At 73.9% G+C, this 23,274-nt stretch carries 23 protein-coding genes; 15 read left to right on the top strand and 8 right to left on the bottom strand.

Annotation, left to right across the window (positions count from 1 at the left end; genetic code table 11):
- Positions 1 to 12: 12 nt before the first annotated feature.
- The gene (locus tag ACLIN4_RS27410) at positions 13 to 756 is read left to right on the top strand and encodes a response regulator transcription factor (protein WP_107478049.1); all 744 of its coding nucleotides are present in this window, start codon (positions 13 to 15) and stop codon (positions 754 to 756) included.
- Positions 753 to 2,186 (top strand): sensor histidine kinase, encoded by a 1,434-nt coding sequence (locus tag ACLIN4_RS27405; protein WP_107478050.1) that lies wholly within the window; start codon positions 753 to 755, stop codon positions 2,184 to 2,186. The genes ACLIN4_RS27410 and ACLIN4_RS27405 overlap by 4 nt, the downstream gene beginning before the upstream one ends.
- 9 nt (positions 2,187 to 2,195) lie before the next feature.
- Here the strand turns inward: ACLIN4_RS27405 and msrB are convergent, their stop codons facing one another.
- From msrB to ACLIN4_RS27385, 4 genes are all read right to left on the bottom strand, one after another.
- Positions 2,196 to 2,603, bottom strand: coding sequence for a peptide-methionine (R)-S-oxide reductase MsrB (msrB, locus tag ACLIN4_RS27400; protein WP_107478051.1), 408 nt, complete (start codon positions 2,601 to 2,603; stop codon positions 2,196 to 2,198).
- Between the two features lie 14 nt (positions 2,604 to 2,617).
- A complete protein-coding gene (murC, locus tag ACLIN4_RS27395) occupies positions 2,618 to 4,015 on the bottom strand; it encodes a UDP-N-acetylmuramate--L-alanine ligase (RefSeq protein WP_398014268.1) in 1,398 nt (465 codons plus the stop codon).
- Positions 4,016 to 4,098: 83 nt separating this feature from the next.
- Positions 4,099 to 4,572: an indole-3-glycerol phosphate synthase gene (locus ACLIN4_RS27390; RefSeq protein WP_382023720.1), complete on the bottom strand. Its 474-nt coding sequence runs from the start codon at positions 4,570 to 4,572 to the stop codon at positions 4,099 to 4,101.
- Between the two features lie 269 nt (positions 4,573 to 4,841).
- Positions 4,842 to 5,639, bottom strand: a complete 798-nt coding sequence (locus tag ACLIN4_RS27385; RefSeq protein WP_411576333.1) for a pyrimidine reductase family protein — start codon at positions 5,637 to 5,639, stop codon at positions 4,842 to 4,844.
- A gap of 292 nt (positions 5,640 to 5,931) precedes the next feature.
- Here ACLIN4_RS27385 and zapE point away from each other — a divergent pair, with 292 nt between their 5' ends.
- The 9 genes from zapE to ACLIN4_RS27340 all read left to right on the top strand — a co-directional run bounded on the left by zapE (position 5,932) and on the right by ACLIN4_RS27340 (position 15,084).
- A complete protein-coding gene (zapE, locus tag ACLIN4_RS27380; protein WP_179342739.1) occupies positions 5,932 to 7,059 on the top strand; it encodes a cell division protein ZapE in 1,128 nt (375 codons plus the stop codon).
- 187 nt (positions 7,060 to 7,246) lie between these two features.
- The gene (locus tag ACLIN4_RS27375; protein WP_290012327.1) at positions 7,247 to 7,648 is read left to right on the top strand and encodes a hypothetical protein; all 402 of its coding nucleotides are present in this window, start codon (positions 7,247 to 7,249) and stop codon (positions 7,646 to 7,648) included.
- 76 nt (positions 7,649 to 7,724) lie between these two features.
- Positions 7,725 to 8,306, top strand: a complete 582-nt coding sequence (locus tag ACLIN4_RS27370) for a carbonic anhydrase (RefSeq protein ID WP_100047972.1) — start codon at positions 7,725 to 7,727, stop codon at positions 8,304 to 8,306.
- A gap of 8 nt (positions 8,307 to 8,314) precedes the next feature.
- Positions 8,315 to 9,826, top strand: coding sequence for a SulP family inorganic anion transporter (locus tag ACLIN4_RS27365; RefSeq protein WP_107479990.1), 1,512 nt, complete (start codon positions 8,315 to 8,317; stop codon positions 9,824 to 9,826).
- 207 nt (positions 9,827 to 10,033) lie between these two features.
- Positions 10,034 to 10,861, top strand: coding sequence for a slipin family protein (locus ACLIN4_RS27360; RefSeq protein WP_107479986.1), 828 nt, complete (start codon positions 10,034 to 10,036; stop codon positions 10,859 to 10,861).
- An 88-nt stretch (positions 10,862 to 10,949) separates the two neighbouring features.
- Positions 10,950 to 12,332, top strand: a complete 1,383-nt coding sequence (locus ACLIN4_RS27355; RefSeq protein WP_289909418.1) for a PhoX family protein — start codon at positions 10,950 to 10,952, stop codon at positions 12,330 to 12,332.
- A gap of 56 nt (positions 12,333 to 12,388) precedes the next feature.
- Positions 12,389 to 13,912, top strand: a complete 1,524-nt coding sequence (locus ACLIN4_RS27350) for an FAD-dependent oxidoreductase (RefSeq protein WP_179342740.1) — start codon at positions 12,389 to 12,391, stop codon at positions 13,910 to 13,912.
- A 95-nt stretch (positions 13,913 to 14,007) separates the two neighbouring features.
- On the top strand, positions 14,008 to 14,868 hold the full coding sequence (locus ACLIN4_RS27345) for a polysaccharide deacetylase family protein (RefSeq protein WP_289909417.1): 861 nt from the start codon (positions 14,008 to 14,010) through the stop codon (positions 14,866 to 14,868).
- A gap of 18 nt (positions 14,869 to 14,886) precedes the next feature.
- Positions 14,887 to 15,084 (top strand): hypothetical protein, encoded by a 198-nt coding sequence (locus ACLIN4_RS27340; RefSeq protein ID WP_100047977.1) that lies wholly within the window; start codon positions 14,887 to 14,889, stop codon positions 15,082 to 15,084.
- On the opposite strand, the gene ACLIN4_RS27335 is transcribed toward ACLIN4_RS27340, so the two are convergent.
- Positions 15,076 to 15,747 (bottom strand): ABC transporter, encoded by a 672-nt coding sequence (locus ACLIN4_RS27335; protein WP_100047978.1) that lies wholly within the window; start codon positions 15,745 to 15,747, stop codon positions 15,076 to 15,078. The two genes, ACLIN4_RS27340 and ACLIN4_RS27335, sit on opposite strands and share 9 nt — an antisense overlap.
- A complete protein-coding gene (locus ACLIN4_RS27330) occupies positions 15,744 to 16,598 on the bottom strand; it encodes an ATP-binding cassette domain-containing protein (protein ID WP_381914517.1) in 855 nt (284 codons plus the stop codon). The genes ACLIN4_RS27335 and ACLIN4_RS27330 overlap by 4 nt, the downstream gene beginning before the upstream one ends.
- A 43-nt stretch (positions 16,599 to 16,641) precedes the next feature.
- On the opposite strand from ACLIN4_RS27330, the gene ACLIN4_RS27325 reads away from it, so the two are divergent.
- Entirely contained in the window at positions 16,642 to 17,367 is a 726-nt protein-coding gene (locus tag ACLIN4_RS27325; protein ID WP_307651968.1) for a peptidyl-tRNA hydrolase, read from the top strand.
- A 21-nt stretch (positions 17,368 to 17,388) separates the two neighbouring features.
- Here ACLIN4_RS27325 and ACLIN4_RS27320 read toward each other — a convergent pair whose 3' ends face one another.
- A complete protein-coding gene (locus tag ACLIN4_RS27320) occupies positions 17,389 to 18,444 on the bottom strand; it encodes a DUF2804 domain-containing protein (protein WP_411576332.1) in 1,056 nt (351 codons plus the stop codon).
- 189 nt (positions 18,445 to 18,633) lie between these two features.
- Between ACLIN4_RS27320 and ACLIN4_RS27315 the strand changes: the two genes are divergently transcribed.
- From ACLIN4_RS27315 to ACLIN4_RS27305, 3 genes are all read left to right on the top strand, one after another.
- Entirely contained in the window at positions 18,634 to 19,959 is a 1,326-nt protein-coding gene (locus tag ACLIN4_RS27315; RefSeq protein ID WP_373429098.1) for a DUF692 domain-containing protein, read from the top strand.
- 95 nt (positions 19,960 to 20,054) lie between these two features.
- On the top strand, positions 20,055 to 20,849 hold the full coding sequence (locus tag ACLIN4_RS27310) for a TIGR04222 domain-containing membrane protein (protein WP_100047983.1): 795 nt from the start codon (positions 20,055 to 20,057) through the stop codon (positions 20,847 to 20,849).
- Positions 20,850 to 20,961: 112 nt separating this feature from the next.
- Positions 20,962 to 22,542, top strand: coding sequence for an alpha/beta hydrolase (locus tag ACLIN4_RS27305; protein ID WP_411576331.1), 1,581 nt, complete (start codon positions 20,962 to 20,964; stop codon positions 22,540 to 22,542).
- Here ACLIN4_RS27305 and hemQ read toward each other — a convergent pair whose 3' ends face one another.
- Positions 22,543 to 23,274 (bottom strand): hydrogen peroxide-dependent heme synthase, encoded by a 732-nt coding sequence (gene hemQ / locus ACLIN4_RS27300; protein ID WP_100047985.1) that lies wholly within the window; start codon positions 23,272 to 23,274, stop codon positions 22,543 to 22,545.

The raw sequence follows: 23,274 nt of genomic DNA, 5'->3' as shown, positions 1-23,274 counted from the left end.
GGTCCGCGCGGTATGGGGTGCGGGCGGCCGGTGGCGCAGTATGAGCGGGTGGAAAAAGTACGACTGCTCGTGGTGGACGACGACCCGCCCATCGCCGACCTCGTGGCCACGGTCGCCCGCTACGAGGGCTGGGAGGCGGTCACCGCGAACTCCGGCGAGCAGGCGCTGCGGCTGGCCGGCGACTTCCGGCCGGACATCGTGGTGCTGGACCTGATGCTGCCGGACGTCGACGGCTTCGGTGTGCTGGACCGGCTGCGCCGCTCGGGCACGATGGTGCCGGTGGTGTTCCTCACCGCCCGCGACGGGGTGGCCGACCGGGTGGCGGGGCTGACCCGGGGCGGTGACGACTACCTGGTCAAGCCGTTCGCGGTGGAGGAGCTGATGGCCCGGCTGCGGACCGTGCTGCGGCGCAGTGCCGGGCCGGACTTCCAGCGGTCGGTGCTGCGGGTGGCGGACCTGACGATGGACGAGGACACCCGCGAGGTGCGCCGGGGCGAGCGGCGGCTGTCGCTGACGCCGACCGAGTACGAGGTGCTGCGCTACCTGATGCGCAAGTCGCCGACCGTGCTGACCAAGGCGCAGATCCTCGACCACGTCTGGGAGTACGGCTTCGGCGGCCGGTCCAACGTGGTCGAGCTGGTCGTCAGCCGGCTGCGCCGCAAGCTGGACGACGCGGCCCCGGGCACCGACGACGCCGAGCCGCTGATCCGGACGGTGCGCGGCTTCGGCTACGTGATCCGGCAGGCGGCCCGGTGATACGGCGCTGGTGGCTGGCCTACCGCGGACTGCGGCTCGGGACCCGGCTGGCGCTGGGCCTGGGCGTGCTGTCGCTGGTGGTGTTCGCCGTGGTCGGCACCGCGCTGACCGCGTACATGCGGGACTACCTGGAGCGCCAGCTCGCCGACCAGATGAAGCTGGTGCAGGTCGTGCAGTCCAAGGACGCGGCGGCGCACGGCACGGTGCGGCGCAAGCCGTACTACGGCTGGTACACGGCCGTCTACGACGTCTCCGGCGGCACGGCGGACCTGCGCACACCCGCCGAGGTGCCGGCGGACAGCCGCGCGCTCACCGCCCTCGCCCGGACGATGGCCCGCTCCGACGAGGACCTGACCCGCACCGTGCGGATCGACGGCCACGGCCCCTACCTGCTGCGCGCCTGCGAGGTGGAGCCCGGGGTGGTGCTGGTCAGCGCCGCGCCCATGGGGGACGTCGAGGACACCGTGGAGCAGCTGATCACGGTGCAGGTCGTCGCCTTCGGACTGGCGCTGCTGGCGCTGGTGGTGTTCGGGCGGCGGATGCTGCGGCGCGGGCTGAAGCCGCTGAGCGACATGGCGAGCACCGCGCACGGCATCGCCTCGCACGACCTGAGCGAGTCCGCGGCCAGGCTGCCGCTGCGGGTGGGCGGACGGGACGGCGGCAGGGAGGTGGCGGAGCTGCGGACGGCGTTCAACACGATGCTGGAGCACATCGACGACTCCCTCGCGGTGCGCGCCGAGGCCGAGCAGCGGCTGCGCCGCTTCGTCGCGGACGCCTCCCACGAGCTGCGCACCCCGCTGATGTCCGTACGGGGCTACGCCGACCTGTTCCAGTACGCGGCGGCCGACGAGCCCGGGGAGCGGGAGCGGCATCTGGCCCGGCTGCGCGCCGAGGCGGCCCGGATGGGTGTGCTCCTGGACGACCTGCTGCTCCTCGCGCGCCTGGACACGGCCGAGGTGGAGGCGCCGCTGCGGTGGGAGGACGCGGACCTCACGGAGCTGGTGCGGCAGGCGGCCGACGCCTTCCGCGCCGGTCACCCGGAGCATCCGCTGACGGTGACGGCCGGACCTGCGGTGGTGAAGCTGCGCATGGACCCGCAGCGCATCCGGCAGGTGCTCGACAACCTGCTCACCAACGCGGCCGTGCACACCCCGGCGGGCACGAAGGTCTCGGTGACGGTGTCGGCGGCGGACGACCGCGTGACGGTGGCCGTCGCGGACACCGGGCCGGGTGTCCCGGCGGCCGACCGGGAGCGGATCTTCGACCGCTTCTACCGCGTCGACAAGGCCCGCAGCCGCGACCGGGGCGGCAGCGGCCTGGGGCTCTCCGTCGCCGGCTCCCTGGTGCGGGCGCACGGCGGCACGATCTCGCTGGGCGGCGAGCCGGGCACGACGGTCTTCACCGTGGCGCTCCCGGCCGCCGCCCGCTGAACGGCCGGCTCAGCCCTCGGCGGGCTGGAGCCGCAGCGCGATGCTGTTGATGCAGTACCGCTGATCGGTCGGGGTCGGGTACCCCTCGCCCTTGAACACGTGCCCGAGGTGCGACCCGCACCGCGCGCACCGCACCTCCGTGCGCACCATGCCGTGGGAGCGGTCCTCGATCAGCTCGACGGCGTCGGTGTCCTTCGGGTCGAAGAAGGACGGCCAGCCGCAGTGCGACTCGAACTTGGTCTGCGAGGTGAACAGGTCGGCGCCGCAGGCCCGGCACGAGTAGACGCCCTCGGTCTTGGTGTCGGTGTACTCACCGGTGAAGGCGGGTTCGGTCGCGGCCTGGCGCAGTACGGCGTACTCGGCCGGGGCCAGCTCCGCGCGCCACTGCTCGTCCGGCTTCTCGACGTCGTACGACATGAGTCCTCAGCCCCTTACTTCGCCTTGCTCGACAGCTCGTCCAGGATGCGCGGTCCGAGGTCCGTGACGTCGCCCGCGCCCATGGTGAGAACCAGATCACCGGCCTTCGCCATTCCCGCGACCACCGCGGGGGCCTCCGCCTTGTCGTGCACCGGCGTGACGTCGGCGCCCGCGGCGCGGGCCGCCTCGATGATCAGCTCGCTGGTGACGCCCGGGATCGGGTCCTCGCGGGCCGGGTAGATGTCGAGGACGACCGACGCGTCCGCCAGTGCCAGCGCCTGGCCCATCTCCTTGCCCAGCTCCTGGGTGCGGGAGAAGAGGTGCGGCTGGAAGAGGACCAGGATGCGGGCGTCGCCGACGGCGGCGCGCATGGCCTCCAGGTCGGCCGTCATCTCGGTGGGGTGGTGCGCGTAGGAGTCGACGACCTGGACGCCGGCCGCCTCGCCCTTGAGCTGGAGGCGCCGCTTGACGCCGGTGTAGGCGGCGAGGGCGGGGGCCAGCTCGGCGGCGGGGATGCCGAGGGCCGCGCCCGCGGCGAGGGCGGCGACCGCGTTGTGGGCGTAGTGGCGGCCGGGGACGGAGACCGTGAAGGTCAGCTCGGCGCCGTCCATGACGACGGTGACCTCGCTCTTCAGGCCCTGCGGGACGACCGACAGAATGCGCACGTCGGCGTCCTCGGACTCCCCGTACGTCACGGTCCGCACCTTGCCGGACAGCCGCCGGGTCAGCTCCCGGGAGCCCGCCTGGTCGGCCGCGATCACCAGGGTGCCGCCGGGGACGATCTTCGAGGCGAAGGTCTCGAAGGACTCGTAGATCTCGTCCATCGACGCGTAGTTGGCGTGGTGGTCGAGTTCGACGTTGAGGACGATGGCGACCTCGGGGGCGTACTTGTGGAAGCTGCGGTCGCTCTCGTCGGCCTCGGCGACGAAGATCTCGCCGTCGCCGTGCAGGGCGTTGGAGCCGGGCGCGTCCAGGTCGCCGCCGATCGCGTACGACGGGTCCAGACCCAGCTCGGACAGGGAGACCGCCAGCATCGAGGTGGTGGTGGTCTTGCCGTGGGTGCCGGCGACGGCGAGCGGGCGCAGGCCGTTCATCAGGGCGGCGAGGGCGTCGGAGCGGTGGACGACCGGAATGCCCAGCTCCGCGGCGCGGGCCAGCTCCGGGTTGTCCGCGCGGATCGCCGAGGACACGACCACGCAGGTCGCGTCGTCGGCGAGGTGCCCGGCGGCGTGCCCGATGTGCACGGTCGCACCCAGCGCGCGCAGGGCCTCGGCGGTCGCGGACTCCTTGGCGTCGCTGCCCGCCACCGCGGCCCCGCGCTGCGCGAGGATCTTGGCGATGCCCGACATCCCGGCGCCGCCGATGCCGATGAAGTGCGGTCGGTCCATGGCGGTAGGAAGGCCGGGTGCCATGCGCTGTTCTCCCCAGAGGTGCGACGGTCTGCGTGAGGTGGTCTGCTGGTGGCGCCCCCGGGTCCGGGGAGCGCGGCCCAAGCCTATGCCTTGCTGTGGGAGAACAGTTTCAGGACCGGTACGCCGACCTTGTGGCGGGCCCGCGAGGCCCAGTCCCGGTGGAAGAACTCCTCCACGTAGTGGGGGTCGGTCAGGACGATCACCTCGTCGGCTCCGGCCTCCAGGACCAGTGCCCTGAGCTCGTCCAGCGGGTGGTCCTCGATCAGCCGTCCCTCCGCCTCGGCTCCGGACGCGCGCAGGGCCGTGAGGGACACCTCCAGGGCCCGCTGCCCGACGCTCAGCGCCTCCTCGCCCTCCGGCGTCTCACCCTCCCGCACGGCGTCGTCGAGTTCGCCGAGCGCGACGTCGTCGATCGCTCTCAGCAGCCGGTCCGCCTGATCGCCGCGCGGCTGGAGCAGCACGTGGAAGGCGACCCGCTCGTCCCCGTGCAAGGTGGTGACGAACTCCACGTCGGCGGACGTCAGGGCCTTCTCGATCATCAAAACGCTTGTGAACACCAGGCGCCCCTTCTCCTTCGTGGGCCCGCGGGCCCACCCTCCGTAGGCCGTACCAGACCCTGCGGAAACCATCCTGCCCCGTGATCGCACGGGTACTGCCGGAATCAGTGTGCCCGTCGCGGACTAAACGGAACGGGAGATTCCGCCGATTCCCGGATGCGCGGTAACGACCGAACCCCTGTCCGGCCGCCGCCCGCCCCGAACCCGGGCTGGGGCCTCCGGCGATTCCCGCCTGCCTCCGGGCGAGGGCGGGAATCGTCGGACAGGCCCTAGTCGCGCCGGTACCGACTGAAGAGGAAGCCTTCCTCCTCCAGCAGGGACTCCAGGACGAACCGCCGCGGGACCTCGACCGACGGTCCGCCCGCGATCCGCTGCGCGTCACCCGCGGTGAGTGTCGGCGAGACCGTCAGGCACAGCTCGTCGAGCACCCCGGACGCGATGAACTGCCCGAGCAGCCGCGGGCCGCCCTCGGTCAGCAGCCGGGTGTGCCCGAGCCGGGCGAGCGCGTCGACGGCGCGGGCCGGGTCCACGCCGACGCCGTCACCGGCGATCACCACCCGGGCACCGGCCTTCTCGGCCGCCGCGATCCGGTCCGGGGCCGCGGCGGCACCGGTCAGGATCAGGGTGGGCACCAGCGGCGAGGTGTACAGCGGCAGCGAGAAGTCCAGCTCCAGGCTGGCGCTGACCACGGCGATCGCGGGCACGGGGCGCTGGCCGGCCGCCTTCCGCAGCTCCGCGAAATCGGCGCGCGAACGAGCCGGGCGGTACCCCTCCTGCCGTACGGTCTCGGCGCCGGCGATCACCACGTCGGCCAGCGCGCGCAGGGTGCCGAAGATGCGCATGTCGGCCGCGCCGGAGATGGGCTGGGAGCGGCCGTCGTGCTGGGCCGCGCCGTCGAGGGTGGAGACCATGTTCGCCCGCAGCCAGGCCCCCGTTCCCGTCCTCCCGTCCGGCTCGGGATAGGCGTAGGCGGCGGCCAGCTCGGCGAGGCTCCACTCCCGGTCGGTTCCGTCGGGGGCCGGGCCGGCTGTCTGATCGGTCACAGGGGCGGGGAACAGGCGTCGCATGCGGTGCAGTGTTCCACGCGCCGGGCTCCCGAACCGCGCGGCCGTTCTCCCGCCGGGCAGCGGCGTACCACCACGCGGCCGCACAGCCGCGCAGCCCCGGCGATCGTGCCGCGAGGGGCGGCACGGCCGGGCGCGGCGGCACCCTGCCGGCGCCGGCCCGCGCGCCCCGCCCACGCCCGGCCCACGCGCCCCGCCCACGCCCGGCCCGCGCGCCGGGACACCGCACCGCACCGGCCCCGGCGCACCCTCACCACGGCCGGCGCCCTCCGGACAGGCCCTACCATGGACAACCGTGTCGTCCTCCTCCCCCGCCTCCCGCTCCGCCGCATCCGGCCCCGCCCCGATAACCGGGACGGCCCCCGCCGCCCCGCTCTCCCTGTGCGCCCGCGAGCCCCACGTCCCCGCGGAGCGCCTGGTCGCCGAGATGGTGCCCCCGCCCCGCTTCGACTCGGTCCGTTTCAGCACGTACATCCCGGACCCGAACCAGCCCAGCCAGAGCGAGGCCGTCCGGGTTCTGGAGGACTTCGCGACCGGACTGGACGGGACCCCCGCCGCCACGGGCAGGCGCGGCTTCCTCGGCTTCGGCCGGAGCAAGGCCCCGAAGGCCCCCGCCGGCCCCCGTGGCGTCTACCTCGACGGCGGCTACGGCGTCGGCAAGACCCACCTGCTGGCCTCCCTGTGGCACGCGACCCCGGCGGAGCCGGAGCGCAAGGCGTTCGGCACCTTCGTGGAGCTGACCAACCTCGTCGGCGCCCTCGGCTTCCAGCAGACCGTGCGGACCCTCTCCGGGCACCGCCTCCTGTGCATCGACGAGTTCGAGCTCGACGACCCCGGCGACACCGTCCTGGTCTCCAGCCTGCTCGGCCGGCTCGTCGAGGCCGGGGTGGCGCTCGCCGCCACCTCCAACACGCTGCCGGGCAAGCTCGGCGAGGGCCGCTTCGCCGCCGCCGACTTCCTGCGCGAGATCCAGGGCCTGTCCGCCCACTTCCGCACCCTGCGCATCGACGGCGAGGACTACCGCCACCGCGGTCTGCCCGAGGCGCCGGCACCGTACTCCGACGCTCAGGTGACCCGCGCCGCGCAGACCACCGAGGGCGCCTCCCTGGACGACTTCCCCGCCCTCCTCGACCACCTCGCCCGCGTCCACCCCAGCCGCTACGGCGCCCTGACCGACGGTGTCGCGGCCGTCTGCCTGACCGGGGTGCGCCCGGTGCCCGACCAGTCGACCGCGCTGCGCCTCGTCGTCCTCGCCGACCGGCTCTACGACCGCGAGGTGCCCGTCCTCGCCTCCGGACTGCCCTTCGACCGGCTCTTCGGCGAGGAGATGCTGAAGGGCGGGTACCGCAAGAAGTACTTCCGGGCGATCTCCCGGCTCACCGCACTGGCCCGGGACGCGGCCCGACTGGTCGACACGCCCTGAGGAACGGTTGGTTCCCGCCAACCCACCCGCCATTTTCAGGCTCTCTTCACTACGTAACGCCACGTTAACCCTGCAAAGCGTGTTGGAGGGTTAACGTGCTTCTTGACCGCGCATTGACCGTGCATTGACCGGGTGTTGACCATGCCCCGGCATATACCAGCGGCAGGAAACGCCTGGAAGGGGGCGCATGTTCCGAGGCACGACGGCCCGGACCGTGGTTCCGATCCTCGCCGCCGTCCTGTTCGCGCTCCAGATCTTCACTCCCACCGTTTCCTTCGCATCCGCGCATACGAGCGGTGATGTCGTGGCCAACACCGGACTCGGGACCACCCCCGCCGAGACGGCGGGGCACGACGAGACCGTCACCTGTCACGAGACCGACCGCCCGGGCAACCCGACCACCGCCCCGCGCGTCCGCGACCGGCACCGCGGCACCGCCGCACCGCAGCCCGACGCACCCCAGCGCCCGTTGCTGCGGCACGCCGACCCGCTCGTACCGGACCCCGGCGTGCCCGTCCGTGCCGGAGAACACCGGCCCGGAAACGCGACGGACCACTCCCCCGCGGCGCTCCAGGTCTTCCGCTGCTGAGATCCCGGCCGCTACCCCCACCTCTGACCTGACCGTCCGACGCGCCCCCACGCGCGCCAGGAGGAACAACCCCATCATGCAGCCCCTCATCGACAACGCCCGTACGTTCGGACAGCGCCCTGAGGAGTTCGCCGGGCACGCCGAAGGCCAGTCGCCCGAAGTCCTGTTCATCACCTGCTCCGACTCCCGGGTCGTACCCGCCCTGATCACCGGAGCCCGGCCCGGCCAGCTCTTCGAGCTGCGCACCGCCGGCAACATCGTCCCGCCGTACGGCGCCGGTCACCCCTCCGGCGAGGCGGCCACCGTCGAGTACGCCGTCGAGGTGCTCGGCGTCACCGACATCGTGGTCTGCGGCCACTCGCACTGCGGCGCCGTCGGCGCGCTGGTGCGCGGGGACGACCTGACCGCCGTGCCCGCCGTCCGCGACTGGCTGGCCGCGGCCGCGGACGAGCCGGAGCCCTGCGATCCCGCCGACCCGACGGTCGCCGAGGCCGTCCAGCACCACGTCCTGTCGCAACTGCTGCGGCTGCGCTCCTACCCGTGCGTCGAGCGGCGCCTGACGGAGGGCCGGCTGCGGATGCACGGCTGGTACTACGAGGTCCACACCGGTGTCGTACGCGAACACCGGGCGGACACCGACGCGTTCGAGACGCTGTGAGCGCCGCCATGACGTCGATATCCGAGAACACTCCGAACTCCCCCCAGAACGCCAGGAAGTTCCCGTACCTGCGGCAGGACTTCACCGCCTCGCTCGTCGTGTTCCTGGTCGCCCTCCCGCTCTGCGTGGGCGTGGCCGTCGCCTCCGGTGTCCCGGCCGAACTCGGCCTGGTCACCGGAATCGTGGGCGGTCTGGTCACCGGTCTCCTGCCGGGCAGCAGCCTGCAGGTGTCCGGTCCGGCCGCCGGACTGACCGTGCTGGTCTTCGGCGCGGTCGACTCCTACGGACTGGCCGCCCTCGGCGTGATCGTGCTGGCCACCGGACTGATCCAGCTCGGGATGGGCGCCCTGAAACTGGGGCGCTGGTTCCGGGCCATCTCCCTGTCGGTCGTCGAGGGCATGCTGGCCGGCATCGGCCTCGTGCTCATCGCGGGACAGCTCTACTCGGCGGCCGGGCTGGAGGCACCCGCCTCCGGCATCGACAAGCTCACCGGGCTGCCCGGGGCCGCCGCGGACGCGCTGGGCAGCACCGAGGCGCTGACCTCGCTCGCCCTCGGCGCGGGCACCGTCGCGGTGATGGTGCTGTGGAAGCGGCTGCCGAAGCGGGCGCAGACCGTGCCGGGCGCGCTGGCCGCGGTCGGCCTGGCCACGGCGGTCACGGCCGCGTTCGGGCTGTCGGTGGCGACCGTCGAGGTGAGCGGACTGCTGGACGTGATCCAGCCGCCCGGCGCCGACGCCTTCGGCGAGCTCGTGAACGTGGGCCTGCTCGGCACCATCGTCGCCTTCACGCTGATCGCCTCGGCGGAGAGCCTGTTCAGCGCCGCGGCGGTGGACCGGCTGCACAAGGGTCCGCGGACCGAGTACAACAAGGAGCTGATGGCGCAGGGCGCGGGCAACACGGTCTGCGGTCTGCTCGGCGCGCTGCCGATGACCGCGGTCATCGTGCGCAGTTCCGCCAACGTCAGCGCGGGCGCGCGCACCAAGGCGTCCCGGGTGATGCACGGTGTGTGGCTTCTGCTGTTCGCGGCGCTGCTGCCGTCCGTGCTGGCCCTGATCCCGCTGCCCGCGCTGGCGGGCATCCTGGTCCACGCGGGCTGGAAGCTGATCCCGTTCCGCAGCATCGTGCCGCTGTGGCGCGACCACCGGGGCGAGGCGCTGATCCTCGTGGTCACCGCCGTGTCCATCGTCGCGGTGAACATGTTCGAGGGCGTGCTGATCGGTCTCGCCCTGTCCGTGGTCAAGACCGCGTGGGAAGCCTCGCACCTCAAGCTGGAGGTCGTCGACAAGGGCGCCGGACCGATCCAGGCGCACCTGACGGGCAACGCGACCTTCCTCAGGCTGCCGAGGATCCTGGAGAGCCTGGAGGCGCTGCCGCAGGACCGGCCGGTCGAGCTGGACCTGTCCGGGCTGCACCACCTGGACCACGCCTGCCGCACCGCGCTGGAGAACTGGGCCGAGCGGCACAGCTCCACCGGCACGGACCCGGTGAAGGTCACGGAACCCGCGAAGGCCGCCGTGTAGCCCGGCTGGTCTTCATCGGTGACGGCGTCCGGTCCGGGGCACGGCCTCGGACCGGACGCCGGTCCGTCTGCCTCCGTCCGCCGGGCCTGCCGCCACACCGCTTGCCGGGCCTGCCGCCGTACCGGCTGCCGGGCCTGTCACCACACCGGCTACCGGGCCTATCGTGACAAGGAGGGACGAAACGGGCCTCTGAGGGAAGGGGTCGTCATGCTCCAGGAGCTGCTGACCGCGGCCGCCGCCGCCGGAAGCGCGGGGGTCCTCTACGTCGCCTCGGCGGCGCGGGTCGTCAAGCAGTACGAGCGCGGGGTCGTCTTCCGGCTCGGACGCCTGGCGGGCGAGGTGCGCGAGCCCGGCTTCACGATGGTGGTCCCGTTCGTGGACCGGCTGCACAAGGTGAACATGCAGATCGTCACGCTGCCGGTGCCCGCGCAGGAGGGCATCACCCGGGACAACGTCACGGTACGGGTGGACGCGGTCGTGTACTTCAAGGTGGTCGACGCGGCCAACGCGCTCGTCCGGGTGGAGGACTACCGGTTCGCCGTCTCGCAGATGGCGCAGACCTCCCTGCGTTCCATCATCGGCAAGAGCGACCTGGACGACCTGCTGTCCGACCGGGAGAAGCTCAACCAGGGCCTGGAGCTGATGATCGACAGCCCGGCCGTCGGCTGGGGCGTGCAGATCGACCGGGTCGAGATCAAGGACGTGTCCCTGCCGGACACCATGAAGCGCTCGATGGCCCGGCAGGCGGAGGCGGACCGGGAGCGCCGGGCCCGGGTCATCAACGCCGACGCCGAGCTCCAGGCCTCCAAGGTCCTCGCGGAGGCGGCGCGGGAGATGTCCGAGACGCCCGCCGCCCTGCAGCTCAGGCTGCTGCAGACCGTCGTCGCGGTCGCCGCCGAGAAGAACTCGACGCTGGTGCTGCCCTTCCCGGTGGAGCTGCTGCGCTTCCTGGAGGCGGCCCAGAAGGCCCAGGGCCGGCCCGGCGGGGCGCAGGAACGGCCCGTCGAGCGCCGGGACCATCCCGTCGAGCGGTGACACGTGCGACGCGCGTGGTTCCCGGGAATCACGGCAGGTGATAGACACGGCGGGTCACAGTCCTGTCCGCCAGCAGGAAGGTCGCCCCATGTCCACGTCCAGTCGCGACGCGACCCGTCGTCAGGTACTCGCCCGCACCGGTGCCCTCGGTGCGGGCATCGCGTTCACCGGAGCCCTGTCCGAGCTCTTCGCCGGCACCGCCGCCGCGCACTCCCCGGGCCGCGCCGGCTACGGCCCCCTGGTCCCCGACCCCGACGGTCTGCTGGACCTGCCCGAGGGATTCCGCTACCGGGTCCTGTCCCGCGAGGGCGACGAGCTGCGTTCCGGCGAGGGACCGGTCCCCTCCAACCACGACGGCATGTCGGCCTTCCCGGGCAGACACGGCCGCGTGCACCTCGTCCGCAACCACGAGAACCGCGCCGACGGCCGGGTCCCCGTCCCCACGGTGAAGGGTCTGACGTACGACCCGGAGGGCAAGGGCGGCTGCACCGCCCTGAGCCTGGACCACCGCAACCACGTCCGTGACGAACGGGTCGCGATCGCCGGTACGGCCGTGAACTGCGCGGGCGGCCCGACCCCCTGGCACACGTGGCTGACCTGCGAGGAGACCGAGGACAAGGCCGGCACCAACGGCTACACCAAGGACCACGGTTTCATCTTCGAGGTCGACCCCGTCGACCCGCACCGCACCGGCGCGGTGCCGCTGACCGCGATGGGCCGCTTCCAGCACGAGGCGATCGCCGTGGACCCGCGCCGGGGCGTCGTCTACGAGACGGAGGACGCGTTCGAGCGGCCGTTCGGCCTCTTCTACCGGTTCCTGCCCGAGAAGCCGCTGGGCGGCACGGGCTCGCTGCGGGCGGGCGGCCGGCTCCAGGCGATGCGCGTGCCGGGCGTCCCCGACCTGTCGTCGATCCAGGAGACGGGCGCCTGCTTCGACGGCATCGAATGGGTCGACGTACCCGACCCGCTGGCCGTCGAGACCCCCATTCGGTTCCAGGACTTCGGCCGGGGCGGCATCACGCACGCGCAGAAGCTGGAGGGCTGCTACTGGGGCGGCCGCAGCGTGTACTTCGTGTCGTCCTTCGCCCGCAGCGCGGAGGGCTCCGCCGCCGACCACTACGGCCAGATCTGGCGCTACGACCCCGAGCGGCGCCGGCTCACCCTGGTGATCGTCTTCGGGCCGGACACCGACGTGCAGCTGCCGGGCGAGTCCCCGGACAACATCTGCCTGGCCCCCAGCGGCGGCCTGATGGTCTGCGAGGACGGCAACGGCGCCCAGCACGTGTTCGGCGTGACCCGGCGCGGCGACGTCTACGCCATGGCCCGCGGCGCCCAGAACATCGGGACCGAGGAGGAGCCCGAGTGGGGTGAGTTCGCCGGCGTCACCTTCTCGCCCGACGGGGACACGATGTACGTCAACTGCTACACGCCCGGGACCACGTTCGCGGTGACGGGCCCCTGGCGCAGGTAGCCGCCGGGCGCACCGCCCGGTCACTGAAGCCACGGCCTGTGGGTACCCGGCACCGCATGACGGAGAAAGCGCAGGTCAAGGGCTCCTACTGGCTTCAGACGGCACCGGGCGGTGCGCCGCGCCCCGCCCTCGCTGAGGATCTCGACGTCGACGTCGCCGTGATCGGCGCGGGCGTCGCCGGTCTCAGCACGGCCTGGGAACTGGCGCGGGCGGGACGCAGTGTGGCGGTGCTGGAGGCCGGGCGGGTCGCCGCCGGTGTCACCGGGCACACCAGCGCCAAGCTGACCGCCCTGCACTCGCTGGTCTACGACAAGCTGCGCCGTACCCGGGGCCCCGGGGGCGCCCGGCTGTACGCCCGTTCGCAGTCCGAGGCGATCGAGCACGCCGCGGGGATCGTCGAGGAGCTGGGCATCGACTGCGACTGGGAGACCCGCGACGCGTACACGTACGTCTGCGACGCGGGCCGGGTGGACGAGGTGCGGGCCGAGGCGGCCGCCGCGAAGGAGGCGGGGCTGCCGGCGACGTTCGAGACGGAGACGGGGCTGCCGTTCCCGGTCGCGGGCGCGGTCAAGGTCACCGGGCAGGTGCAGTTCCACCCGCGCAAGTACCTGCTGGCCCTCGCCGAGGACCTGGAGGCGCACGGCGGGCGGATCTTCGAGGGCACCACCGTGCACGGTCTGGACGAGGGCGGGCCGTGCCGCGTGTCGACGGAGTCGGGGGCGACGGTCACCGCGCGGGACGTCGTGGTCGCCACCCACTACCCGATCTTCGACCGGGCCCTGCTGTTCGCCCGTCTCTCCCCGCGCCGCGAGCTGGTCGTCGCCGGGAGCATCGAGGCGGACCGCGACGTCGACGGCATGTACATCACGCCGGACGACAACACCCGCTCGGTCCGCACGGCGCCCCTGGACGAGGCGGGCCGCCGGCTGCTCATCGTCACCGGGGAGCACTTCACCCCCGGTACGGGCGACACCCGGGAGCGCTTCGACCGCCTGTCCGCCTGGGCCGGCGAGCACTTCCCCGGCGTCGACCTCACCTACGCGTGGGCGACGCAGGACATCGACCCGACGGACACCGTGCCGATGGTCGGCCCGCTGCACCCCGGTGCGAAGCACACGTACGTCGCCACCGGCTTCGGCGGCTGGGGCCTGAGCGGCGGCATGATGGCGGGCCGGCTGCTCACCGCGCAGATCACCGGCGAGGAGTGCCCGTGGAGCGGGCTGTACGACCCGCGCAGGCTGCGCACGGCGGTGCGCGAGGCGCCGTCGTTCCTCAAGACGCAGGCGGAGGTCGCCCGCCACTTCGTCGGCGACCGCCTGCGGCCCGCGCCGCCCGTGGACGCCCTGCCGCCCGGTGAGGGTGCCCTGGTCCGGGTGGGCGGCGACCGGCTGGCGGTCTACCGGGACGAGGCGGGCGCGCTGCACGCCGTGTCCTCGCGCTGCACCCACCTCGGCTGCCTGGTCAGCTTCAACGCGGCCGAGCGGGCCTGGGAGTGCCCCTGCCACGGTTCCCGCTTCGACACGGACGGCAAGGTGATCCAGGGCCCGGCGACGAAGCCGCTGGAGCGGCGGGACATCTGACCGGCGCGGCGACGCCTGATCCGGGAGGGTGACGCCTCGGGCACGTCACCACCCATAGTCGTACAAACCGAACAGCACGCTCATACGTTCGTGCGGTGACCACTCTCGTACGCCGCGCCGCCGCACTGTGCGCCCTGGCCGCCTCCTCCCTCGCCCTCGCCGCCTGCGGGAGCACCGAGCCGGGTGAGGCCCCTCGCCCGGCACCCTCGGCACCCTCCGCTTCCGCCGCCGCACCGTCCCGTCCGCCCACCCTCGCGCCGGGGCCGGCGGGCCTCACCCCCGTCTTCGAGCACGGGCCGCGCGCCGACGGCCGGACGGTCGCCCTCACCTTCGACGCGGACATGACGGCCGACCAGGGACCGCGGGCCGCGGCCGGCGAACGGTTCGACAATCCGGGGCTGATCGCGACGCTGCGGAAGCTGGAGGTGCCGGCCACGGTGTTCATGACCGGCCGGTGGGCCGAGGAGTACCCGGACGCCGCCCGGTCCATCGGCCAGGACCCGCGGTTCGAGATCGCGAACCACTCCTACAGCCACTACGCCTTCACCGACGACTGCTACGGCCTGCCGACCGTCCCCGAGGAGCGGATGCGGTCCGACGTGGAGCGGGCGTACGCGGCGTTCCGCGAGGCCGGGGTGCCGGACCCGATGCCGTACTTCCGATTCCCCGGCGGCTGCTACGACAAGGCGGCCCTCAAGGCGCTGACGGCGGCCGGCGTCACCGCGGTGCAGTGGGACGTGGTGAGCGGGGACGCCTTCGCCACGGACGCCGACGCGGTGGCCCGGCAGGTGCTGGACGGGGTGAAGCCGGGGTCGGTGGTCGTCATGCACTGCACCCGCAGCGCCGCTCCGGTCACCGCGGAGGCGGTGCGCACGATCGTCCCCGAGCTGCGGAAGCAGGGCTACCGGTTCGTCAAGGTCTCGGAGCTGATCGGCGCCGCGAACGGCCGCCGCTGACGGGCCTACGCTGGAGGCATGAGCGGCGAAGACGACCTGCGCATCGACGACTACTGCCTGATCGACGCGACCCGGCCGCCCAAGGCCGACGGCCCGCCTTACGCGGAGTGCGTGCTGTGCCGGGAGCCGACGGAGTACGCCGAGTCGTACAAGGGGATCACCATGTGCCCGCGCTGCGAGTGGCAGGAGGCCCAGCGGACGGCCTGCTCAGGCTGACCTGCGCGAGCTGAGCCGGCAGGCCGCCGCGAACGCGGCCCCGGCGATCAGCACGGCCGCGCCCAGCGGGAGCAGCGGCAGCGGTACGGTGCCCGCCCGCGAGCCGGTGACCAGTCCGCTGACCGCCGCCCGTGCCGGGGAGCCCGTCGCCACCAGCGCGAGCAGGGCCGCGAGCAGCAGCGCCGGGACGGCGCGGCCGGGCGAGCGGAGCAGTGGCCAGGAGGTGAGCGCGCCGACGGCGGTGCCGAGCAGGGCGCACACCAGCACCGCGAGCAGTCCGGAGCCGCCGGCCGCGAGCGGGGGCACCCGAGTGGTGTGGTCGGAGGCGGCCGGGTCGCTGATCAGCGTGACCACGACGGTGGCGGACGCGCCCAGCACGAGGGCGGCGGCCAGGGCGACCAGCACACAGGCGAGATGGGCCCGCGCCGGGCCTCGCGCCGCCGCGACGCAGCCGCGTGCGGCGGGCGGCTCGCCGCTGACGCAGATCCGCACCAGCCAGGCCGCGACCGGCAGCAGTACGGCCGCCGTCCAGCCCAGCGAGTCGAGCACCGGCTGCCCGCCCTGTACGCCGACGGCGAGGACGGCGGCGTAGAGGACGACGGGCGGGAGCCAGCGCTGGGAGCGCAGCAGGAGCGCGGCCTGGTAGCGGAAGAGGGCGGTCATCGGGGGCCCTCCTGGGCGTGCACGCTCGCCACGTGCCACGGCGGCTCGGCGGTCAGGAGCGTGCGCAGCAGGACGTCGGAGTGGGAGGCGGGGACGGTGAGCGTGTAGTGGCCGGGGCGGTCCTCCTCGGCGGAGGCGGTGACCCGCAGAGCCTCGGCGGGCGGGGCGCCGCCGTGCGGACCGTGCGCCCGGACGACGACGCGGGGCCCGACCGGGGCCGGGACGCGCGCGGTGCGGCGGTGCAGGCCGCCGTCGCGGACGGCGTAGGCGGCGTCGGGCACGCCGGCCAGGCGGCGCGGGTCGTGGTCGACGAAGACGACGGCGCCCCCGGCAGCCGTAAGCTCCGCGACCGCCCGGTCGAGCTCTTCCCGCGCCTCGGTGTCCAGCCCGGTCCAGGCCTCGTCGAGGACGAGCAGTTCCGGTTCGGCCAGCAGGGCCTGCGCCACGGCCACCTTCTGCCCGCTGCCCTTGGACAGCCGCGCCAGCGGGGTGCCGGCGTGTCCGGCGGCGCCGAGCCGCTCCAGCCACTGCCCGGCCGCGCGGGTCGCCGCCCGGCGGGACAGCCCGTGCACGGTGCCGAGGTGGGTGAGGTAGGCGGCGGCGGTGAAGGGCAGGGCGGGCGGGAAGCGTTCGGGGACGTAGGCCGTGCGCGGCCGGCCGGTGACCCGGCCCTCGGTGGGGGCGTCGATCCCGGCGAGCAGGCGCAACAGGGTCGACTTGCCGGTGCCGTTGGTGCCCTCGATCCGGACGAGGGTGCCGGGCGGCACGGCCAGGTCGACGCCGCGCAGGACCCAGGGCCCGCGGATGCCGTAGCGGCGGCCCACTCCGTCCAGCCGTAGCTCGCTTCGCATGGGGTCATACTCTCGCGGCCGCACGCCTTGGCAGACTGTGGGCGTGAGCAACGACGCGACGACGCCCGTCCCCGACAGCCCCTTCCGACCCGAGCCCGGCGACCGCGACCTCGCGCCGCAGTACGTCCTGCCGCTGGTCGTCCGCATCGAGCGGGCCGCCCCGCCGCCGCGTACCGACGCGCTGGAGACCGCGGCCCGGGCGGTGCTGGTGATGCTGGGCGACGAGCGGTCGACCGGCGACGGCGAGTGGGCGCGGGCGATGCGGGACTGGCAGGACGCGCGCATCCGCAAGGTCGTGCGGCGGGCGCGCGGCGCCGAGTGGCGGCGGGCCGAGGCGCTGCCCGGCGTCACGGTCACCGGGAAGTCGGCGGAGGTACGGGTCTTCCCGCCGGTCCCGCTGGACGGCTGGCCGAAGGACCTGGCCCGGCTCCAGGTCTCCGGCACCGATCTCGACGACCCCGAGCCGCCGGTCGATGCCGATCCGTCCGCGCCGGTGCTCTGGATGAACCCGGAGCTGGACATGTCGGCGGGCAAGGCGATGGCCCAGGCCGGTCACGGCGCGCAGCTCGCCTGGTGGGAGCTGGACGACGCGGCCCGAAACGCCTGGCGGGAAGCGGGCTTCCCCCTCGCCGTGCGCACCGCGGACCGCGCCCACTGGCCCGCCCTGACGACGAGCGGGCTGCCGGTGGTCCGGGACGCCGGGTTCACGGAGATCGCGCCGGGCTCGTGCACGGTGGTGGCCGACCACCCGGCGCTCACCAGGCGGTGACGTCCGGCGCCGGCACGGCGGTCACCAGCGCATGTGCACGTCCTCGGCCCAGCCCAGGAGGGCCCGCACGGCGATCTCGGTGCCGTCGTCCGTGCGGATCCGGCCGTCGTAGTGGCCGAAGCACTGGTCGGTGCGGTTGACGATCAGACCGGCGTCGGTGTGCGCGGAACGGTTGTGGAACGGCGTGAACGTCAGGTCGACCTGATCGGACGACGGCGTGCGGACGGTCCAGAGGGCCATCGGGTCGGAGGCGGACCAGCGCCACTCCAGCTCCTCGCCGATCTTGGTGAGGCGGCCGTCCACGCAGAGGCCGTTCTCGGTCGACCCGGTGCCCTCGGTCCAGCGCCCGCCGAACTGGAGGCCCACCGTGTGCCCGTCCGTGCGGCCGGAGGCGGCGCCCCAGTTCCAGTCGGCCGTGCGCGGCCAGCGGCCCCGGCCGTGGTCCAGTACGGCCCACGCCTCGCCGTCGTCCCCGCCGAACCCCAGCGTCTCGGTGCCGATCCTGACCCGCCCGGTGGCGGGGAGGGCGGTGTGCTTGGAGGTGTACTGGAAACGCCGTTCGCTCCACGGCACCACGACCGAGAGCGACTCGTGGCCCTCCGGCCGCTGGACCAGCAGGTCGACCTCCAGCGGCAGCCGGTCCGGCGTGAGGCAGCGGGCCCGCAGCCGGGTGCCGGCCGGGTCGTCGCGGATCTCCACCCGCACCCTGCCCCGGGTCGGCCGCTCGGGGCCCACGACGACGTCCGCGGCTCCCGGCGTACCGGCGACGGTGTCCGGCAGGCGGACGCCACGGCCGGCCGGTACGACCGCGGTGCGTTCGAACTCCCGCCCCGCCGCTGCGTACTCCAGCAGGTAGACCGAGTTCAGGGCGAGGTAGTCGAGGTCACTGACGGTCAGTGCCACCAGGTGGGTGGGTGTCGTCACACACCAGTACTCCCATCGCTTGGTGCGGCCCCAGCCGCGCAGGTTCGCACGGTGCAGCGGCACCCTGGACCAGCCGACGGCGTCAGGATCGAGCCTGCCGTCGGGCAGACAGAGGTCGACGGGACCGGTGATCTCTCGCTCGTGCGTCGCCATGGGCGGAGCCTAACGGGCGGGTGGCGAACCTCAGATGTTCCTCTGAACCCGCGCCCCCGGGATTGGTGGCGGGCCGGACGGGCGATACCTCCGGCAAGTCGGCAGGAGGGGGACGCAACCGTGCGGCGAACACAGCGGCTGGGAACCGGCATCGGATGGCGGCCGGAGATCGCCGGTGCCGTCGAGGCGATGCCCGGCATCGACTGGGTCGAGGCCGTGTCCGAGAACCTCTGTCCCGGACATCTGCCCGAGTCCCTGGTCCGGCTGCGCGAGCGGGGCGTGACGGTGGTGCCGCACGGGGTCGCGCTGGGGCTCGGCGGGGCCGAACGGCCGGACGCGGGGCGGCTCACGGCGCTGGCCGAGCGGGCTCAGGCACTGGGGTCGCCGCTGGTGACCGAGCACATCGCGTTCGTCCGGGCGGGCGGCCCCGTGACCGCCTCCCAGCGGCTGGAGGCCGGACACCTGCTGCCCGTGCCGCGCACCCGCGACGCCCTCGACGTGCTGTGCGAGAACGTGCGCATCGCACAGGACTCGCTGCCCGTGCCGCTCGCCGTGGAGAACATCGCCGCGCTCGTCTCCTGGCCCGACGAGGAGATGACGGAGGGTCAGTTCCTGTACGAGCTGGCCGACCGGACGGGGGTACGGCTGCTGATCGACGTGGCGAACCTGCACACCAACCACGTCAACCGCGGTGAGGACCCGGCCGAGGCGCTCGGCGAACTGCCCCTGGAGGCCATCGCCTACGTCCATGTCGCGGGCGGCTTCGAACGGGACGGCGTCTGGCACGACAGCCACGCCCACCCCGTCGCACAGCCGGTGCTCGACATCCTGACCGACCTGGCCTCGCGGGTGGCGCCGCCGGGCGTCCTGCTGGAGCGCGACGAGAACTTCCCGGCGGCCGAGGAGCTGGAGGGCGAGGTGGCGGCGATCCGGGCCGCCGTGGAGAAGGGGCGGGTGTCGGGCCGGGCGTCGGTCGGGGACGAGGCGCCGGCCGGGGACGGGGCGGCACCGTCCGTGCGGCGCCCCGCCCCGCCTGTCTCCGCCTCCGCCACCCCCGCGCGAGCCGCGCGCGACGAGACCGACGCCGACCGGGCCGCCCGGCAGCGGCTCGCCCTCGCGCAGACCGCGCTGCTGTCCGCGCTGGTCGCCGGGACACCGGCGCCCGAGGGGTTCGACCGGGTACGGCTGGGCGTGCAGGCGCGGGCGCTCGCCGGCAAGCGGGCGGACGTGGTCGCCAAGGTCGCGCCCGAACTCCCGGTGATCCTCGGCGCCGGGTACCGGCCGGCCTTCCTCGAGTACGCCCAGCGGCGGCCGATGACCGGCGGATACCGCAGGGACGCCCTCGACTTCGCCGAGCGGCTGCTGCGGGACGGGCGTCCGCGCGATGACGATGCGCGGCGCGAGCTGCGGGAGTGGTGGCTGGAGCGGGAGGGTCCGGTGCCGCGTTCGGAGCGTTCCGGGGTCCGGTGGGCCCGTGCGACCAGGCGGGTCCTGCTGCGCCGCCGGGCAGCCTGAGCAGCACAAACGGAACGTCACGTACACACAACACTGCGTCCCGGAATGTGAACAGGGCATGGCGCCGGCGAATCCCTTTGGCATAGAAGTACGGCATGTTCTGGGTCCTTCTCCTCCTGGCGGCCTGGGCCGTCGCCGGCCTGGCGTGCCTGCGGCTGTGCCTGGCCGCCGTGCGCGCGGCGGCCGTCGCCCCGCACACCGTCGACCGTGAGCACGCGCTGACGCTCTACGAGGCGGCGTTCCTGGCCGGCGGTCCCCGGAGGGTCGCCGACCTGACGCTGGTCTCCATGGCACGCCAGCGTCGGCTGCTGCTCGCCCACACCGGCTGGGCGACCGTCGTCGACCCGTGCGGGCGCGACGAGATGGAGCGGTCGGTCATAGGGGCGATAGGGCCCGAGGGCCAGTCCCGGATAGCGCCGGTGCGGTCCGCCGCTGCCGCCGCCGACGCGGTGCGGGGTCTGGCGGACCGGCTGGTCCGGGCGGGCCTCGCCGTGCCGGACGGCACCCGCGGCGTCGCGGCCGGGGTCCAGCGGGTGCGGGTCGCCGCGGTCACCGTCTGCGCGCTGGGCGCCGCCGCGCTGGCCCTGCCGCTGCCCGCGGACCAGCCGCGCCTGCTGATCGCCCTGTGGTTCACGTTGCCGCTCGCCCTGACCCTGGGGTGCCTGGCCATCACGCGGATGGAGGTCCACCCGTACTCGCGCTGGGCCTCCCCGGCCGGGCAGCGGATGATCGGTGCCCTGGTCCGGCAGGCCGACGGCTCGGCGGACGACCGTACGTATCTGACCTCGGTCGCCGTGCGCGGCGTGCACGCGATCGGCGAACCGGACCTGCGCGCGGCCTTCGCCCACCGTGAGCGGTACGTCGAGGAACGCTGGGAGCGCCGGGCCTGACGCGCCGGGGCGTACGGAGGCACTGCGCGCGACACCCGCGGGCGGTGCTTGCCCCGCCGGGTCGCCGTACCGAGCATCCCTTGTGTCACGCCGTGCGCCGAAGGGATACGCGATGCGAGCTGCCGCCCTCTACTCGGCCGCCGGGTCCTTGCTGCTGACCACTCTCGCCGCCGCTCCGGCGGCCGGGACTCCGGACGGGCCCGGGGCCGCCGAGGCGCGCGGCACCGCCGTGGCCGCCGAGCGCGCGGCGGCGGCCGGCATCGAGTTCGGCAGGTGCCCGCGGGCCGAGGACCTGCCGGCCGGCGTGCGGTGCGGCACGGTCACCGTGCCGCTGGACTACGCGCACCCCGACGGGAAGCGGATCGAGCTCACCGTCAGCCGGGTGCGGGCCACCCGCGAGGACCCGGACGACCACAGGCGCGAGGTTCCCCGGCAGGGCGCGCTCCTCCACAACCCGGGCGGCCCGGGCTCCTCGGGGCTGTACTTCCCGCTGGTCGGCATGGTGCCCGAGTGGAAGCGGATCGCCGCGGCCTACGACCTCGTCGGGTACGCCCCGCGCGGGGTCGCGCCCTCCGCCCCGCTCTCCTGCCAGGACCCCGGCGACTTCGTCGAGGGCCCTCGCGCGGCGCCCACGCAGCCCACGGACGCGTACAAGAAGCAGCGCGCCGCCGAGGCCGAGGCGTACGCGCGCGGCTGCGCCGACCGGGCCGGGGAGGCGCTGCGGCACTACCACTCCCTCAACAACGCCCGTGACCTGGAGGTCGTACGGGCCGCGCTGGGCGAGGAGCGGCTGACGTTCATGGGGGCGTCGTACGGGACGTACCTCGGGGCGCTGTACGCGGAGTTGTTCCCTTCGCGGGTGCGGCGGATGGTGTTCGACTCGGTGGTGAACCCCGATCCCGAGAGGGTCTGGTACCGCAACAACCTGGCCCAGTCGGAGGCGTTCGAGGACCGCTGGACGGACTTCAAGAAGTGGATCGCCGGGCACGACGCCGTGTACGGGCTCGGGGACACGCCGCAGGAGGTCCAGAAGAGCTACGAGGAGGCGAGCGCCCGGCTCGCGGCGGAGCCCGCGGGCGGGACGGTGGGCCCCGCGCAGTTGCAGGGGGCGATGCTGAAGGCCGGGTACTACGACGACTACTGGCCGCACCGGGCCGAGGCGCTCTCGGCCTACCTGGAGGGCAACCCGCAGCCGCTGATCGACCAGGCGGGGACGCGCCCGGAGGAGTCGGCGGTCGAGTCGGAGAACTCCCGTGCCGTCTACTCGGCCGTCGAGTGCAACGACGCGCCCTGGCCGGCCGACTTCGAGGTCTGGGACCGGGACAACACGCGGCTGGCGAGCCGGGCGCCGTTCGAGACGTGGGACAACGTGTGGACGAACCTGCCGTGCGCCTACTGGCGGGCGCCCCGGCAGGAGCCCCTCGACGTGCGCACCGGGCCGGGCGAGCTGCCGCCGACGCTGGTCCTGGCCGCCGAGCGGGACGCGGCGACCCCGTACGAGGGGGCGCTGGAGCTGCGCCGGCGGCTGTCGGGCTCGGTGCTGGTGACCGAGCGGGACACCGGGACGCACGGGGTCGCCGGCGGCCCGAACGCCTGCGTCAACGGCCACCTGGAGGCGTACCTGCTCCAGGGCCGCCTCCCGGCGCGGGACACGTCGTGCGCCCCGCGCCCGGCACCGGAGCCGAGGGCCTGACTAGGCCAGCCCGGCGACCAGCTCGCCGAGGTCCTTGCGGCGCCCCGTGAAGAAGGGGATCTCCTCGCGGACGTGCATGCGGGCCTCGGAGCCCCGCAGGTGGCGCATGAGGTCGACGATGCGGTGCAGCTCGTCGGCCTCGAAGGCGAGGATCCACTCGTAGTCGCCCAGCGAGAACGAGGCGACCGTGTTGGCGCGCACGTCCGGGTAGCCGCGGGCCATCTTGCCGTGGTCGGCGAGCATGCGGCGGCGGTCCTCGTCGGGCAACAGGTACCAGTCGTAGGAGCGCACGAACGGGTAGACGCTGATGTAGTTCCGCGGCGTCTCGTCGGCCAGGAAGGCCGGGATGTGCGAGCGGTTGAACTCGGCGGGACGGTGCAGCGCCATGTTCGACCAGACGGGCTCCAGCGCGCGGCCGAGCTTGGTGCGGCGGAAGAGGTTGTACGCCTCCTGGAGCTGGTCGGCGGTCTCGGCGTGCCACCAGATCATGAGGTCGGCGTCCGCGCGCAGACCGGACAGGTCGTAGGTGCCGCGGATCGTCACGTCCTTGGCGGCGAGCTGGTCGAAGAGCTCCTGGACCTCGTCGGCGTACCCGGCTCGGTCCTCCGGGAGGGTGTCCTTCAGCTTGAAGACGGACCAGAGGGTGTAGCGGATGACCTCGTTGAGGTCCTTGGCCAGCTTGCCCTTGTTCGGGATCCGCTCGGCGGCGGGGGTGGAGGCGTCGTCACTCAT

It is taken from the genome of Streptomyces mutabilis (assembly GCF_046628145.1).
GTDB classification, from domain to species: Bacteria; Actinomycetota; Actinomycetes; order Streptomycetales; family Streptomycetaceae; genus Streptomyces; species Streptomyces mutabilis.
The sequence above is the reverse complement of the archived record's forward strand: the minus strand, read 5'-3'. Positions and strand labels throughout refer to the sequence as shown.

Coding starts and splice junctions, on each gene's coding strand:
- ACLIN4_RS27365 (WP_107479990.1), top strand. CDS start 8,315: ATGACGTCGATATCCGAGAACACTCCGAACTCCCCCCAGAACGCCAGG.
- ACLIN4_RS27410 (WP_107478049.1), top strand. CDS start 13: ATGGGGTGCGGGCGGCCGGTGGCGCAGTATGAGCGGGTGGAAAAAGTA.
- ACLIN4_RS27350 (WP_179342740.1), top strand. CDS start 12,389: ATGACGGAGAAAGCGCAGGTCAAGGGCTCCTACTGGCTTCAGACGGCA.
- ACLIN4_RS27320 (WP_411576332.1), bottom strand. CDS start 18,444: ATGGCGACGCACGAGCGAGAGATCACCGGTCCCGTCGACCTCTGTCTG.
- hemQ (WP_100047985.1), bottom strand. CDS start 23,274: ATGAGTGACGACGCCTCCACCCCCGCCGCCGAGCGGATCCCGAACAAG.
- ACLIN4_RS27355 (WP_289909418.1), top strand. CDS start 10,950: ATGTCCACGTCCAGTCGCGACGCGACCCGTCGTCAGGTACTCGCCCGC.
- ACLIN4_RS27340 (WP_100047977.1), top strand. CDS start 14,887: ATGAGCGGCGAAGACGACCTGCGCATCGACGACTACTGCCTGATCGAC.
- ACLIN4_RS27330 (WP_381914517.1), bottom strand. CDS start 16,598: ATGCGAAGCGAGCTACGGCTGGACGGAGTGGGCCGCCGCTACGGCATC.
- murC (WP_398014268.1), bottom strand. CDS start 4,015: ATGGCACCCGGCCTTCCTACCGCCATGGACCGACCGCACTTCATCGGC.
- ACLIN4_RS27360 (WP_107479986.1), top strand. CDS start 10,034: ATGCTCCAGGAGCTGCTGACCGCGGCCGCCGCCGCCGGAAGCGCGGGG.
- ACLIN4_RS27335 (WP_100047978.1), bottom strand. CDS start 15,747: ATGACCGCCCTCTTCCGCTACCAGGCCGCGCTCCTGCTGCGCTCCCAG.
- ACLIN4_RS27385 (WP_411576333.1), bottom strand. CDS start 5,639: ATGCGACGCCTGTTCCCCGCCCCTGTGACCGATCAGACAGCCGGCCCG.
- ACLIN4_RS27310 (WP_100047983.1), top strand. CDS start 20,055: ATGTTCTGGGTCCTTCTCCTCCTGGCGGCCTGGGCCGTCGCCGGCCTG.
- ACLIN4_RS27370 (WP_100047972.1), top strand. CDS start 7,725: ATGCAGCCCCTCATCGACAACGCCCGTACGTTCGGACAGCGCCCTGAG.
- ACLIN4_RS27375 (WP_290012327.1), top strand. CDS start 7,247: ATGTTCCGAGGCACGACGGCCCGGACCGTGGTTCCGATCCTCGCCGCC.
- ACLIN4_RS27315 (WP_373429098.1), top strand. CDS start 18,634: ATGCCCGGCATCGACTGGGTCGAGGCCGTGTCCGAGAACCTCTGTCCC.
- msrB (WP_107478051.1), bottom strand. CDS start 2,603: ATGTCGTACGACGTCGAGAAGCCGGACGAGCAGTGGCGCGCGGAGCTG.
- ACLIN4_RS27305 (WP_411576331.1), top strand. CDS start 20,962: ATGCGAGCTGCCGCCCTCTACTCGGCCGCCGGGTCCTTGCTGCTGACC.